The following is a 15,019-nucleotide window of genomic DNA, read 5'->3' as shown; positions in this document are numbered from 1 at the left end:
CTCGATTTACCGACAGCGACGACGTCGCTTCAATGCACGCATTCTCTCTGCTTCCTCACGCTAGACTCACCGCATGGGGATGCCTGGACTGCAGCGGGTCACGTGGGCGCCATGGCGCCGGGCGGCGGCATGGCTGCGCCGCGTGCCGGTGGCTGATCCGATTGACCGCCGCAACGCGCCGGCACTGCAGATCCTGTTGATTTTCCTGGGCGTGGAAATACCGCTCAACAAGCTCTATCACCTGCTTACCTACGAAATACAGATGAACGCCGCGCAGTTGGCGGTGGATATCGGCACCGATTCCGCGATGACGGTGGCAGCGTGGAGCGGTGTGCTGATGATCCGCCGCGGGCTGGTCAAGCCCGGCACGGCCATGTTCATCACGGTCACGATGTGCTGCGCGCTCATCGCCAACCTCGCCTTCGGTTACCAGCTGCAGGCCTTCGATCCTTATCCGATGCTGCTGCTTACCCTGGCCGCGCTGGTGATCGGTCGCGGTGCGCTGTGGAGTGTCTACGCCTGCATCCCGCTGATGTTCGTGCTGGGCATGGGCAGCCCGTGGGGGCAGCCTCCGTCGGGCAGCGGCAGCCGGTTCCAGAACCTGCCATCGCTTGCACTGAGCTACCTGATGATCACCCTGGTGCTGGACCGCACCGTCGCCGCGCTGCGCGAAGGATTGGCGCGCGCGCAACATGCCGCACGCCGGATGCGCGAGGAGATGCGCGAACGCGAACGCGTGCAGCAGCGGCTGCTGCACATGCAGAAGATCGAGACGGTCGGCCAGCTCACCAGCGGCATATCGCATGACTTCAACAACATCCTGGGCAGCATCATCGGCCACGCCTCGCTGCGCCACCGCATCCATGAACTGGATTTCGATGCTGCCAGCGAGGCACCGCAGCTGGCCGATGCGCTGGAAGGCGTCGAACAGGCCGCCCAACGTGGCATCAGCGTGACCCGCAAGCTGCTCAGTTTCAGCCGCCAGGACCTGTTGGTGCCGGTGGTGTTCGACGTCGGCCACGCCGTGCAGGAGCTGCGGCCGATGCTGCGCCAGCTGCTCGGCCCCGGCGTGGCACTGGAGGTGACCGTCCCCGCACAGCCGTGCACGGTTCGTCTGGATCGCAGCCAGTTCGAACTGGTCCTGCTCAACTTCGCCGCCAATGCGCGCGATGCGATGCCCGCCGGCGGTTGTTTTTCGATCAGCATCCAGCACGAAGGCACCTGGACACTGCTGGAGTTGGCCGACACCGGCACCGGCATGAGCCCGGACGTCGCCGCGCGTGTATTCGAAGCGTTCTACACCACCAAGCCGACCGGCCAGGGCACCGGCCTGGGGTTGGCGGTAGCGTGGGAAATGGCACGCGACGCCGGGGGCACGATCAGCGTGGACAGCACGCGCGCGGTGGGGGCGTGTTTCAGCCTGCGCCTGCCACAGGCATCAACAGATACCCCTGCCCACGAATCGAGGTAAGGGGCAGCGCACTGCCTGTGCGCTCCAGCACTTTCTGCCGCAACCGGTGCAGCAGCACATCCAGCCGATGCGGGTCGATCTCCATGCCGAGCTCGCCGCCCAAGGTCGCCAGCAAGGCATCGCGCTGCACCAGCCGTCCGCGCGTGCGCCACAGACACAACAGCACACGCCGCTCGGAGCTGGTCAAGGCTAGCGCACGGCCATCCGGTGCGAACAAGCACCAGCCATCATCCTGCAGGACCCAGTCCGCGGCGGCCGGGGCACTGGCCATATCACGCTCCGCGGCAACCGTCGCACCGACGGCGACGCGCTGCAGCCGCCGCGCGACACTGAACAGCGTCGCCGCCAGCATCTCGATTTCCACCGGTTTGGCCAGATACGCATCGGCGCCTTGGCTCAGTCCCTGCACCATGTCCGGGGCGCTGCCACGGCCACTCAGGATGACGATGCCAAGGCCAGGGAAGCGCTGCTGCAGATCACGGGTCACAACCAGACCATCGCCATCAGGTAGCCCGATATCCAGCACGATCAGGTCCAGCCGACGGTGCTGCAGCACCTGTTCGAGTTCGGCCACAGTACGCATGGGCAGTACGTTGAAACCATGGCGACGCAGCCCCGGCAACAGCACCCGGTCGCGCAGCATGTCGTCGTCCTCCAGCAGGGCGACGCAGATCAGCGAGTCAGGCACTTCGGTTTCGGATGAAGCGTTCAAGGCGCTACCAGGACCACCGGGACGACGAAGCCCAGTGTATTGCAGTCCGCTGACGTCAACGGCGTCGATATGCAGACAATCGGTTGCGCGGCGTCATGCTCGGCGGCTCGAACACCGGGTCGACTCTCAACGCTGCCGTGCACGGCGCGTGCGCTGGCTGAAGGCAAAAAAAAACGCCTGCAGATCAACTCTGCAGGCGTTTTCGTATGTGGCGGAGCGAGAGGGATTCGAACCCTCGATAGAGTTTTTGACCCTATACTCCCTTAGCAGGGGAGCCCCTTCAGCCGCTCGGGCATCGCTCCGGGGTAGTGCAACCGCTGGTGGAGAAGTACTCCGCAGCGGGGACGCGAATAATAACGTTTTTCGCGGCCGCAGGTAAAGCCTTATTCAGCAGAATCTTCACTGCTGGTCGCAGCTTCATCTCCGCGCTGGATGCGCTGGTAGATTTCTTCGCGATGGACGGCCACGTCCTTCGGTGCCGTGATGCCGATACGGACCTGGTTGCCCTTGACGCCGAGCACAGTAACGCTGACCGAGTCGCCGATCATCAGGGTTTCGCCAACGCGGCGGGTCAAGATCAACATTGCAGTAATTCTCCATGAAACCGTGTGGAAGGGTATCCCCCACCGGCCTGGCAGACCGTCAAGGCCCGCCCCACGTTTAAGGGAAAAAGATGGCCAATGGTACCGTCAGCCCTCCCGCAGCCACAAGGCACGAGAGGGCTGCGGTTCATACGAGACGCGACTTGACCCAATCGGCAACCGCCGCCAATGCAGATGCAAGGGCGGGCCCGTCCTCACCACCACCCTGGGCCAAGTCCGGGCGACCGCCGCCCTTGCCCCCGATCTGACTGGCGACGTGGGCCAAGAGTTCCCCCGCCTTGACCCTGCCGGTTGCACTGCCGTTCACGCCAGCGACCAGCGCGGCCTTGCCGTCCTGGGTGCCGGCCAACAGGATCACGGCATCACCCAGCTGCTGCTTCAGGCGATCCACCGCATCACGCAGGGCTTTTGCGTCAAAGCCTTCAAGCCGGGCGACCAGCAGCTTCACTCCGGCCACGTCCACCGCCTGCGACGACAGGTCCGCCGTGGCACCGGCGGCCAGCTTGGCCTTCAACGATTCAAGCTCACGTTCCAGCTGTTTCTGCCGTGCGACCTGCACGCGGATCTTTTCCACCACATCGGCCGCGCTGCCACCCAGCAGATGGGCGGCTTCGGCCAGACGCGCTTCTTCGGCATCCACATGGTCCAGCGCACCCTGGCCGGTCACGGCCTCGATGCGACGCACGCCGGACGACACGCCGCCCTCGGACGTGATCTTGAACAGACCGATGTCACCGGTGCGGCTGACGTGGGTGCCACCGCACAGCTCCGTCGAGTAGTCGCCCATCTTCAGGACGCGCACGTTCTCGCCGTACTTCTCGCCGAACAGGGCCATTGCGCCGAAGTCCAGCGCTTCCTGCATGCCCATGTTGTGCACTTCAACGGCGTTGTTGATGCGTACCTGCTGGTTGACCTTGCGCTCGATGATCGCCAGTTCTTCGGCGCTGATCGGCTGGAAATGCGAAAAGTCGAAGCGCAGGCGATCCGGAGCCACCAGCGAGCCCTTCTGCTGCACGTGAGTACCCAGCACTTCGCGCAGGGCGGCATGCAGGAGGTGCGTGGCGGAGTGGTTGAGGATGGTGGCGCCACGGCGCTCGGCATCGACCTGCCCGGCCAGCACGTCGCCGACCTTCAGGCTGCCTTCGGCCAGCGTGCCGACATGGCCATGGAACTGCCCCGCGAACTTCTGGGTTTCCGCTACGTCCACGCGCACGCCGTTGGCCGACAGCACGCCGGTATCGCCCACCTGGCCACCGGATTCGGCATAGAACGGCGTCTGCTCGGTCAGCACGATGACCGCATCACCGGCCTGCACGGCCTGTACCGGGCGACCGTCCTTCAGCAGGGCCACCACGCGCAGGCCATCGGACTGCAACGCGTCATAGCCCAGGAACACGGTCGGCTTCAGCGTGGCCACCAGATCAGCCGGAAGCGACACGCCGCCACCGAACTTGCCCGCGGCGCGCGCGGTTTCGCGCTGCTGTTCCATCGCCGCATCGAACCCCGCCGTGTCCACCGTCATGTCGCGCTCGCGGGCGATATCGGCAGTCAGGTCCAGCGGGAAGCCATAGGTGTCAAACAGACGGAAGGCATCCACACCCGGAATCACCTTGTTGCTGGCACGGCTGGCGATGTCTTCGAAGATCTTCATGCCGGCATCGAGCGTTTCAGCGAAGCGCTCTTCCTCAGCCTTCAGCGCACGGGTCACGGTGTCGGCCGTGGCCGGCAGCTCCGGATAGGCCACACCCATCTGCTCCACCAGCGTGGGCACCAACTTGCTGAAGAACGGCTGGCGCACGCCGAGCAACCAGCCATGGCGCAGTGCGCGGCGGATGATACGGCGCAGCACGTAGCCGCGGCCTTCGTTGGACGGCAGCACGCCGTCCACGATCAGGAAGGAACAGGCGCGGATGTGATCGGCGATCACGCGCAGCGACTTGTTTTCCAGATCGCCCATGCCGGTCAGCTCGCTGGCCTTGCGGATCAGTGCCTGGAACAGGTCGATTTCATAGTTCGTATGCACATGCTGCAGGATCGCCGCCAAGCGCTCCAGACCCATGCCCGTATCCACGCACGGCGCGGGCAGCGGGGTCAGCGTGCCATCGGGCTGGCGATCGAACTGCATGAACACCAGGTTCCAGATTTCGATGAAGCGGTCACCGTCTTCGTCCGGCGAACCCGGCGGACCACCGGCGATATGATCGCCATGGTCATAGAAGATTTCCGTGCAGGGACCGCACGGCCCGGTGTCGGCCATCTGCCAGAAATTGTCCGAGGCGTACGGGGCGCCCTTGTTGTCGCCGATGCGCACGATGCGCTCTTCGGGGATGCCCACCATGTCGCGCCACAGTGCATAGGCTTCGTCATCGGTCTGGTAGACGGTGACCAGCAGGCGATCGGCCGGCAGCTTCCAGACCTGGGTCAGCAGCTCCCATGCCCACGCGATCGCATCCTTCTTGAAATAGTCGCCGAAGGACCAGTTGCCCAGCATTTCAAAGAAGGTGTGGTGACGTGCGGTGTAGCCGACCTGGTCCAGGTCGTTGTGCTTGCCACCCGCACGCAGGCAGCGCTGCACATCGGCGGCGCGCACGTAGCTGCGCTTTTCCGCACCGAGGAACACGTCCTTGAACTGGACCATGCCGGAATTGGTGAACAGCAGGGTCGGGTCATTGCCGGGCACCAAGGGGGCCGACGGCACGATGGTGTGCCCCTTTCCCTTGAAGAACTCAAGGAAATCACTGCGGATCTGGGAGGTGGTGAATTTGGCGGATGCGGTCATGGGGGCTGGCAGTCTGCGGGCCGGAGAGCCACCGCCGCCAGCCACACTGGCCAGGGTCGGATTTCGGACCTCCGAAACCCTGAAGGGTAACAGGCCAGCGCCGCTCAGTCCTCTGCATCGAAGCGGGTAGCGCGGCGGATGGTGTCGCCATCGAACCCGCGGCGGGCCAGCAGGTCGGCGGCCTTGCGCCGCTGGGGCAGATCCTGCGGCCCTTCCTCGCCGAATCGACGGCGAACCAGGTCGCGGGCGTTTTCGAGGAAATCCCCTTCGTACCGATCCATCGCCGCACTCACGGCGTCGCTGTCCAGACCGTGGGTACCCAGCTCGGCGAGGATATGGCGCGGGCCGTAGCCGCCATTGGCGCGGTTGCGCACCAGTGTTTCCGCAAAGCGCTCATCGTCCTGCCAGCCCTCGCTGGTCAGCCGGTCCACGGCGGCCTGGGCCTGCTCGGGTTCGATGCCGCGGGCCACCAGCTTCCGGCCGAGCTCCTTACGCGAGTGCTCGCGCCGCACCAGCAGGCCCAGCGCGCGTTGCAGCGGCGTCAGCTCAGGCCGTCGGCGCTTGCGGGCCGGAGCGGCGGGCGGTTCGGTTTCGTCGTGCATGTCCACATCCTTCCGTCAGCGTCGTGGCGTCACGCCACCCGACCAACGGGCATCAAGAGCTGCGGGACAGGGCGACGTCACTGACGGCGCCGCCCTGCCCCGCAGGCACTGCTTACGCTTCTTCGGCGTCGTCTTCGTCGCCCGCTTCCTTGGGCGCCTCGGCCGGCTGGAACTTCTCACGCAGTTCCGCTTCCAGCTTCTGGGCGACCTTCGGGTTGTCGCGCAGGTAGCCGCGGGCGTTGTCCTTGCCTTGGCCGATACGTTCTTCACCGTAGCTGTACCAGGCGCCTGCCTTCTCGACCAGCTTGGCTTCCACGCCCATGTCGATCAGCTCGCCTTCGCGACTGATGCCTTCGCCGTACAGGATCTCGGTGATGACCTGCTTGAACGGGGGCGCCAGCTTGTTCTTGACCACCTTGATCTTGGTCTGGTTGCCGATGATCTCGTCGCCCTTCTTGATCGCGCCGATACGGCGGATATCCAGGCGCACCGAGGCATAGAACTTCAATGCGTTGCCGCCGGTGGTCACTTCCGGGCTCTGGCCCGGCATCATGACGCCGATCTTGTGGCGCAGCTGGTTGATGAACACCACCAGCGTGTTGGAGCGCTTGATGTTGCCGGTCAGCTTGCGCAGCGCCTGGCTCATCAGGCGGGCCTGCAGACCCGGCAGCTGGTCGCCCATTTCGCCTTCGATTTCCGCCTTCGGCGTCAATGCGGCGACCGAGTCGATCACCACGATGTCCACCGAGTTGGAGCGCACCAGCATGTCGGCGATTTCCAGCGCCTGCTCACCGGTATCCGGCTGCGACAGCAGCAGGTCGTCTACGTTGACGCCCAGCTTGCCGGCATAGATCGGATCCAGCGCATGCTCGGCGTCGATGAACGCTGCCGTGCCGCCCTTCTTCTGGCATTCGGCAATCGCCTGCAGCGTCAGCGTGGTCTTGCCGGACGATTCCGGGCCATAGATTTCCACTACCCGGCCCTTCGGCAGGCCGCCGATGCCCAAGGCAATGTCCAGCATCAGCGAACCGGTCGGGATGATCTCGACAGGCTCGACAACGCGGTCGCCCATGCGCATCACCGAACCCTTGCCGAACTGCTTTTCGATCTGGCTCAGAGCGGCGGCCAGGGCGCGCTTCTTGTTCTCGTCCATTGTCTTGGTCCTTGAAGTAGTGGTCATCTTTTTAATCGTGGTCAACTCGGGTTCGGGGGAGACTGTAGCGGCCGCTCATCGCACAGAGTGAGACGCGGGCCGGGCAAGTCGAACATTATCGCCGCAGACGTCAGCGGCAGCCGTCCCCGGGATGTTCAGCGGTTGGGTCGCAGCAGGCCGCAGTACAGGCCTTCGATGGAAAAATCCTGGTCAGGTTGGACTTCGATCGGCGCATAGTCCGGGTTTCGCGGCAGCAGGCGGATCCGGTCCTTGCCGATCTTCAGCAGCTTGACGGTGATTTCCTCGTCGATCCGCGCCACCACGATCTGCCCGGTGCGCGCATCACGGGTGCGATGCACGCCGATCAGGTCACCGTCGAAGATGCCTTCGTCGATCATCGAGTCGCCCTGCACCTTCAGCAGGTAATCCGGCGCAGGCGAGAAGAACACCCGGTCGAGCACGACGAAATCGTCCGATCCGATGTCCGCCCCTATCGGCAGGCCGGCGGCGACACGCCCCAGCACGGGCAGGCGCAGCACGCTGTCATCCAGCGCCGGATCGGCCACCTGCTTCAACGGCGGGGCCTGCATCAGCCGGATACCACGCGCCTGCCCCGGCACGCGGCGGATCGCCCCGGCCGCTTCCAAGGCCTCAAGGTGATACTGCGCTGCGCGCACCCCCTTGAAGCCGAAGGCCCGCGCGATCTCGGTCTGCGACGGCGGCACGCCATCGCTTTCGATGCGGTCGGTGATCATCTGCAGGATGGCCTGCTGGGTTTCGGAGAGCGTCGTCGTATCCATGGTTAGTAGTAATACTACTAACTCAATCGTGTCGCAAGTGCCTCCGATGTGGCGGCGAACGGCTGGGCGCGTTGTGGTGGGTCGCAGAGAGCGGTTTACGGTGATTGGGCCGGGCGATGGGACTGGGCGGGGGACGGCAAGGGCCGCATCCATGCGGGCCTCGTTTCGCGCCATCCTTGGCGCTCAACGCCCCCGCCCAGCCCCATCGCCCGGCCCTGTGACGGTTCGCGTGCGCCCACCACGGACAAAAAAAAGGAAAAGCAGAAGCGGAAGCGGAAGCGCCGAGCCGTGCTCGGCGGAATGTTCCCGCCAACGGCCCGCTGCGCTCGCCGACCATGGGTCGGCGCTACCTTTTTCTTTTTTACGTGGTGGGACGCACACGCGGACTGTCAGGACCGGGCGGGAGGGGGTGGTGGGGGCGTTGAGTGCCATGGATGGCACGAAACGAGGCCCGCATGGATGCAGCTCTTGCCGTCCCCCACCACCCCCTCCCGCCCGGCCAAATCCAGAGAGCTCCAAGCGACCCACCAGGAGGGGCTCAGCCGTTCGCCCGATGTTTCCGCCAACGGCCCGCTGCGCTCGCCGACCATGGGTCGGCGCTACCTTTTTCTTTTTACGTGGTGGGACGCACACGCGGACTGTCAGGGCCGGGCGGGAGGGGTTGGTGGGGGCGTTGAGTGCCATGGATGGCACGAAACGAGGCCCGCATGGATGCAGCTCTTGCCGTCCCCCACCACCCCCTCCCGCCCGGCCAAATCCAGAGAGCTCCAAGCGACCCACCAGGAGGGGCTCAGCCGTTCGCCCGATGTTTCCGCCAACGGCCCGCTGCGCTCGCCGACCATGGGTCGGCGCTACCTTTTTCTTTTTACGTGGTGGGACGCACACGCGGACTGTCAGGGCCGGGCGGGAGGGGTTGGTGGGGGCGTTGAGTGCCATGGATGGCACGAAACGAGGCCCGCATGGATGCAGCTCTTGCCGTCCCCCACCACCCCCCCCGCCCGGCCAACCCCACAGTAGGCAGCTCCAACCGACCCACCACGAGGGGCTCAGCCGTTCGCCCGCCTCACCGACGGCGGCCGCTGCGCCAGATCGAAAACAGAATCCACACCCCGCACAGCCCCGCGCCGATGAAGCCGCCGACGCCCAGCACCAGCAGCCAGCGGCTGGAAAGCCCACCCACGCTGTGCATGACGATCGACGAGCCGATGATCAGCGCCGCGGTGATGATGCCCACCACCAGCCGGTTCGCTGCCTGGTTCACCTGATCGCCGAAACCCTTCAGCGCATTGGTTTCGACCTTGATCTGCAGGCGACCGCGGCGTGCTGCCTGCACCAGCCGACGTAGATCGCGTGGCAGCTCGCCAGCCAGGTCGATCATTCCCAGCAGGCTGCGTCGTCCCCGTCGCAGCAGTGCGCGCGGCGCATAGCGCTGCATCACCACACGCTCCAGGAACGGGCGCGCGGCACTGGCCATGTCGAATTCGGGATCCAGCTGCCGCCCCATCCCTTCCAGGGTCAGGAAGGCCTTGATCATCAGCGCCAGATCCGCCGGCAGCATCAGGTTGTAGCTGCGCAGCAGCAAGGTGATGTCACTGAGCATCAAGCCGATGCGCAGGTCCTTCAGCGGGACACCGCGATAGCGGTCGACGAACTGGCTGATGTCCTGCTGCAGGCGTCCTTCGTCCACCGCTACGCCGCCCGCCCAGTCCAACAGGATATCGGCGACGGCCTCCGGCTCTTGTTCGACCAGTCCGTGCAGCAACTGTGCGACCTGGAATCGACGCGACTCGGAGAGCGTACCCACCATGCCGAAATCGATCACCCCGATGCGCCCGTCGCGCAGGTAGATGATGTTGCCCGGGTGCGGATCGGCGTGGAAACAGCCGTCCTGCAGCACCATCTTCAGCACGATATCAGCGCCGCGGTTGGCCAGCTGGCGCCGGTCCAGCCCGGCGGCATCCACGCTGGCCAGGTCACGCCCGGAGATGCCGTCGACGAAATCCTGGACGTTCAAGCTCTCGCAGGTCCACTGCCAATGCACCTGCGGGATCAGGATGTCCTGGCGACCTTCAAAGTCGCGTGCGATGCGCTCGGCGTTGCGGCACTCGGCCGCGAAATCCAGCTCGCGACGCAGCGACGTGGTGAACTGCTGCACCACCTCGGCAGGATGATAGCGACGCAGGTCCGGCAGCCGCGCTTCGATGATTTCGGCCAGCCGTGCCAACAGGCGCAGATCCGCCTCGACGACGTCACGGATGCCGGGGCGACGCACTTTCAGCACGACCTCGCGGCCGTCGTGCAGCCGCGCACGATGCGCCTGCGCCAGCGAGGCGGCGGCCAGCGGCGTTTCGTCCAGCCATGCAAATACCTGCGCCGGCTCGCCACCGACGTCTCGCTTCAACTGCTCGTGGATCTGCGCATAGGGCAGCGCCGGCACCGCATTCTGCAGTTCGGAAAATTCAGCGATCCATTCGGGCGGGAACAGGTCTACGCGGGTAGCCAGCACCTGTCCCAACTTGACGAACGTAGGACCGAGCTCTTCCATCGCACGGCGCACACGCATCGGCGCGGTCATCGGCAGCCGCTGGCTGCTGTCATCGCCCCAGTGCAGCAGGCGACCTGCGCGCTCGAGCACATCGGCCAAGCCGATCCGCCGCACCAGATCACCGAACCCATAACGGATCAGGACCGCCGCGATTTCCTGCAGACGTCCAAGGTCACGGACCGTGCCCAGTGTTTCCCACATCGAAGACCGCTCCGTGCCGAGTGAGCGGCCAGCATCTCACAGCTGGGCGAGCATCCCGTGCAACGCCGCCGAAACGGTCTGCCGACGGATCGCGTCGCGGTCGCCGTGGAAATGGAACAGCTGTGCCTGCGCGTAGCCGCCGCGCCGCTTCCAGCCGATCCAGACGCTGCCGACCGGCTTGTCATCGCTGCCACCGCCAGGACCGGCGATACCCGTCACGGCGATCGCCACCCCAGCGCCGGAATTGATCAGGGCACCGGACACCATCTCCAGCACCGTCTCGCGACTGACCGCACCGAACACTTCCAGCGTCTGCGCACGGACACCCAACAGGCGCTGCTTGGCTTCGTAGCTGTACACGACCATCCCGCAGTCGAAGAACGCCGAAGAGCCGGCGATATCGGTCATGCACTTGGCGATCCAGCCACCGCTGCAACTTTCGGCGGTGACCAGCTGCAGCTGGGCGAGCCGCAGCGTCTGGCCCAGTTCGCTGGCCAGGGTGGCCAGCATGTCATCAGTGGGAACGGTCATGGCGATCCTGCGGCAAGGGGGCAGCCCACGCTACCACTCCGGCAGTTTCTCGGGCAGCAGCGCGCGGATCGGAGCACCGTCTTCACCGGCGGCGAGTTTCTCCGCTTCGGCGATCGGGATGTTCACCTGCAGCAACCAGCCATCTTCATCGCTTACTTCCTCGCCTACCACTTCCAGCTGATGCAGCTTGGCCCGCAACCGTCCCGCAGAGGGCGGCAGACGCAGCTCAGCCGTCACGTGCTGCAGGCCCAGGCGCTGGCCCAGTACGCTCTGCAACAGCTCCAGGCCGCGCCCATCGCGAGCGGAAATCCACACGCGTTCGCGGCGCGACTCGTCCGGCACGCCATCCTGGCCGTCGTGGCGGACGTCGGCCCCGTCGATGCGGTCGATCTTGTTGAAGACCAGCAGTTGCGGCAGATCACCTGCCCCCACGGCGGTCAGCACCTCGTCGACCTGGGCGATGCGTTCTTCGCGGTGCGGATCGGCGGCATCGACGATATGCAGCAGGAAGTCGGCGTCGCGCGCCTCGGACAATGTGGAACGGAACGCCGCCACCAGGTCATGCGGCAGGTCGCGCACGAAGCCGACGGTATCGGCCAGCACCACGTTGCCGCCGGGCAGCACGATGCGCCGCACGGTGGGATCCAGCGTGGCGAACAGTTGGTCGGCCGCGTAGGCGTCCGCACCGGTCAGCGCATTGAACAACGTGGATTTGCCGGCGTTGGTGTAGCCCACCAGGGCCACGCGCGGCAGCTCACTGCGCAGGCGCGCACGGCGCATCTGCGTGCGCTGCACTTCCACTTTTTCCAGACGCTTCTGCAGCTGTTCGACGCGCTTCTGCAAAAGGCGGCGATCGGTTTCCAGCTGCGTCTCACCCGGGCCGCGCAGGCCGATGGAGCCACCGCGCTGGCGCTCCAGGTGGGTCCAGCCACGAATCAGGCGCGTGGACATATGCCGCAACTGGGCAAGCTCGACCTGCAGCTTGCCGTCATGGCTGCGAGCGCGCTGGGCGAAGATATCCAGGATCAGACCGGTACGGTCGATCACCCGGCGCTCCAGGAATTTCTCCAGGTTGCGTTCCTGGCCCGGACTCAACGCATGGTTGACCAGGATCAGGTCGGCACCGCTGGCATCGGCGGCCGCCTTCACTTCTTCCAGCTTGCCGCTGCCGATCAGCGTCGACGGACTGGGCCGGTCGATGCGTGCCGTGATGGTGGCGGCGATGCTGGCACCCGCCGAGCGTGCCAGGTCACCGAACTCTTCCAGCACGTCTTCTTCCAGCTTGCCCATATGGGGCTGGATCAACAGGGCGTTTTCGCCCTTTTTCGAGCGATCAAACACGAACCACTCCAAGGTTATTCAATTGAGTCATCACCTGCCTGCTGGCCGTCCTCGTTGGACTGCACCAGACCGCCGCCCGGGCCCATCTTCACATTACGCGCTGGCACCACCGTGGAAATGGCGTGCTTGTAGACCATCTGGCTGACGGTATTGCGCAGCAGCACCACGAACTGGTCGAACGATTCGATCGTGCCCTGCAACTTGATGCCATTCACCAGATACACCGAGACCGGCACGCGCTCGCGCCGAAGTGCATTCAGAAACGGGTCCTGCAGCGATTGCCCCTTGGACATGGCTAACTCCTGATTATTGTTTTTATGGGTGTCGGCAGCTACCACGGCCCCCCAGCCAACCACCGACTTGCCGATGGTACACGGCAGGCGCATGGGACGCTTTCAGGACGGGACGAAGGCGGAGACCGCTGCAGCCATCCGCTGATGTTCTAGATGGGGATCGAACCAGCGCGCATCAAGTTCCCCGCGCAACCAGGTCAGTTGCCGTTTGGCCAACTGGCGTGTGGCGAATATCGCCTTGTCACGGAAAGCGGCCGCATCCACGTGGCCATCGAGCAACTCCCAGGCCTGGCGGTAGCCCACCGCACGCACGGCGGGCAGATCCAACGGGCTGGGCACGGCGGCCATGGCGGGCAGCGCGCGCAGCGCATGCACCTCATCCAGGAAGCCTTGCGCCAGCATGGCGTCGAAGCGCTGTTCGATGCGCCGGTGCAGCACTGCGCGATCCTGTGGCGCCAGCACCAGCTTCAGCGTCCGCAGCGGCAACCTGCCCTCGCCCGGCTGGCGCTGCCAGTGGCTGATCGGCTGGCCGGTCAGCCGATGCACTTCCAGCGCCCGCTGGATACGCTGCGGGTCCGTTGCGTGGATGCGTGCGGCGGCCTGCGGATCGACCTTCGCCAAATCAGCATGCAGGGCCGCCCAGCCGCGCTCGGCCGCCTCCGCGCTGAGCTGCGCCCGGGTGGCCTCATCGGCGGGCGGCATGGGCGACAGCCCTTCCAGCAGCGCGCGGAAGTACAGCCCGGTGCCACCGGCGAGGATCGGCAGCTTGCCGCGCGCGACGATGTCATCCACGGCGCGGCGGGCGGCGGTGGCGAACTCGGCGGCCGAAAACGCCAGCCACGGGTCACACAGGTCCAGCAGGTGATGCGGCGCCTGCGCGCGTTCGGCGGCGTCGGGCTTGGCCGACCCGATATCCAGCCCGCGATACACCAGCGCCGAATCGACGCTGACGATTTCTCCATCCAGTTGCTGGGCCAGCGCGATCGCGGTGGCTGTCTTGCCGCTGGCGGTCGGGCCCATCACCGCGATGGCAAGTGGCCGCCGATCGATTGCCATCAGTCTTCGTCCGGCCAACGGATGCTGGGCGCGGCGTCCTTGCGCACGGCAGGCACGGCCTGCACCGCCTGCCACAGCTTCAGGGCATCCACCGTGGCCGCCACGTCGTGCACGCGCACGATGCGCGCGCCACGCTGCACGGCGATCACGTGCGCCGCCACCGAGGCGGCGAGCCGGTCCGCGGGTACGTCGCGGCCGGTGATCTCGCCCAGCATGCGCTTGCGCGACAAACCGGCCAGCATCGGCACGCCCAGTTCGATGAAGCGTTCCGAGCGGGCCAACAGCGTGAGGTTGTGCTCCAGCGTCTTGCCAAAGCCGAAACCGAGATCGACGATCAGGTTCTTCTTGGCGATGCCTGCCATTTCGGCAGCAAACAGCCGCTGCACGAGGAAACGATGCACCTCCGCGACCACGTCGTCGTACTGTGGGTCGGCCTGCATGCTGCCGGGCTCGCCCTGCATGTGCATCAGCACTACCGGCACGCCGGTATCCGCCACGGCCTCCAGCGCGCCAGGCTGACGCAGCGCATGGATGTCGTTGATCATGCCGGCGCCCGCAGCGACGGCGGCACGCATCACCTCCGGCTTGAAGGTGTCGATGCTGATCGGCACAGCGGTGCGCGCCGCCAGTTGCTCGATGACCGGCAGTACCCGGCGCAGTTCTTCCTCCAGCGACACCGGCGCACTGCCGGGGCGGGTGGATTCCCCGCCGATATCGAGGAGGTCCGCTCCTTCTTCCACCAGTTTCAGGCCATGAGCTACCGCGGCGTCGGCACTGTCGTGAGCGCCGCCGTCGGAGAAAGAATCCGGGGTGACGTTGACGATACCCATCACCTGCGCACGGTCCAGCCGCAGAACACGACCGGCGCAATCAAGCTGGGGGGAGATATCGAACATGGCGGACCCTCGGGCGTAGTGACGGCCGCTGGCCGTG

13 protein-coding genes and 1 tRNA gene are annotated in these 15,019 nt (G+C 65.6%); 1 reads left to right on the top strand and 13 read right to left on the bottom strand.

The genetic code is table 11. The features are described 5' to 3' along the window. Positions 1-73 precede the first annotated feature (73 nt). Positions 74-1,471, top strand: a complete 1,398-nt coding sequence (locus tag IFT65_RS04905) for an ATP-binding protein (protein WP_249405040.1) — start codon at positions 74-76, stop codon at positions 1,469-1,471. Here IFT65_RS04905 and IFT65_RS04900 read toward each other — a convergent pair. The 13 genes from IFT65_RS04900 to folP all read right to left on the bottom strand — a co-directional run bounded on the left by IFT65_RS04900 (position 1,416) and on the right by folP (position 14,982). After that, positions 1,416-2,183, bottom strand: coding sequence for a response regulator transcription factor (locus IFT65_RS04900; RefSeq protein WP_342029525.1), 768 nt, complete (start codon positions 2,181-2,183; stop codon positions 1,416-1,418). The two genes, IFT65_RS04905 and IFT65_RS04900, sit on opposite strands and share 56 nt — an antisense overlap. Before the next feature lie 209 nt (positions 2,184-2,392). Beyond that, a tRNA-Ser gene (locus IFT65_RS04895) sits at positions 2,393-2,485 on the bottom strand. Between the two features lie 81 nt (positions 2,486-2,566). Beyond that, positions 2,567-2,767, bottom strand: a complete 201-nt coding sequence (gene csrA / locus IFT65_RS04890; protein WP_042615469.1) for a carbon storage regulator CsrA — start codon at positions 2,765-2,767, stop codon at positions 2,567-2,569. Positions 2,768-2,912: 145 nt separating this feature from the next. Continuing rightward, positions 2,913-5,564: an alanine--tRNA ligase gene (gene alaS, locus IFT65_RS04885; RefSeq protein ID WP_192080538.1), complete on the bottom strand. Its 2,652-nt coding sequence runs from the start codon at positions 5,562-5,564 to the stop codon at positions 2,913-2,915. Positions 5,565-5,668: 104 nt separating this feature from the next. Further along, the gene (gene recX / locus IFT65_RS04880; protein WP_192080536.1) at positions 5,669-6,166 is read right to left on the bottom strand and encodes a recombination regulator RecX; all 498 of its coding nucleotides are present in this window, start codon (positions 6,164-6,166) and stop codon (positions 5,669-5,671) included. 112 nt (positions 6,167-6,278) lie between these two features. Beyond that, positions 6,279-7,319 (bottom strand): recombinase RecA, encoded by a 1,041-nt coding sequence (gene recA / locus IFT65_RS04875; protein ID WP_188324407.1) that lies wholly within the window; start codon positions 7,317-7,319, stop codon positions 6,279-6,281. A gap of 155 nt (positions 7,320-7,474) precedes the next feature. Continuing rightward, positions 7,475-8,119, bottom strand: a complete 645-nt coding sequence (lexA, locus tag IFT65_RS04870) for a transcriptional repressor LexA (protein WP_192080535.1) — start codon at positions 8,117-8,119, stop codon at positions 7,475-7,477. Between the two features lie 1,063 nt (positions 8,120-9,182). Further along, positions 9,183-10,865 (bottom strand): 2-polyprenylphenol 6-hydroxylase, encoded by a 1,683-nt coding sequence (ubiB, locus tag IFT65_RS04865; protein WP_192080534.1) that lies wholly within the window; start codon positions 10,863-10,865, stop codon positions 9,183-9,185. Between the two features lie 36 nt (positions 10,866-10,901). Continuing rightward, a complete protein-coding gene (locus IFT65_RS04860) occupies positions 10,902-11,396 on the bottom strand; it encodes a CinA family protein (RefSeq protein ID WP_188324410.1) in 495 nt (164 codons plus the stop codon). Between the two features lie 30 nt (positions 11,397-11,426). After that, a complete protein-coding gene (gene hflX, locus IFT65_RS04855) occupies positions 11,427-12,737 on the bottom strand; it encodes a ribosome rescue GTPase HflX (RefSeq protein WP_188324411.1) in 1,311 nt (436 codons plus the stop codon). Between the two features lie 14 nt (positions 12,738-12,751). After that, complete coding sequence (gene hfq, locus IFT65_RS04850; protein ID WP_188327310.1) at positions 12,752-13,030, bottom strand: RNA chaperone Hfq; 279 nt, start codon at positions 13,028-13,030, stop codon at positions 12,752-12,754. A gap of 102 nt (positions 13,031-13,132) precedes the next feature. Further along, positions 13,133-14,086, bottom strand: coding sequence for a tRNA (adenosine(37)-N6)-dimethylallyltransferase MiaA (gene miaA / locus IFT65_RS04845; RefSeq protein WP_192080532.1), 954 nt, complete (start codon positions 14,084-14,086; stop codon positions 13,133-13,135). Then, the gene (gene folP / locus IFT65_RS04840) at positions 14,086-14,982 is read right to left on the bottom strand and encodes a dihydropteroate synthase (RefSeq protein ID WP_192080530.1); all 897 of its coding nucleotides are present in this window, start codon (positions 14,980-14,982) and stop codon (positions 14,086-14,088) included. The genes miaA and folP overlap by 1 nt, the downstream gene beginning before the upstream one ends. Between the last annotated feature and the right edge of the window lie 37 nt (positions 14,983-15,019).

Source organism: Stenotrophomonas sp. CFBP 13725 (genome assembly GCF_014841935.1).
GTDB lineage: Bacteria > Pseudomonadota > Gammaproteobacteria > Xanthomonadales > Xanthomonadaceae > Stenotrophomonas.
This window is presented reverse-complemented; position numbering and strand designations above follow the sequence as displayed.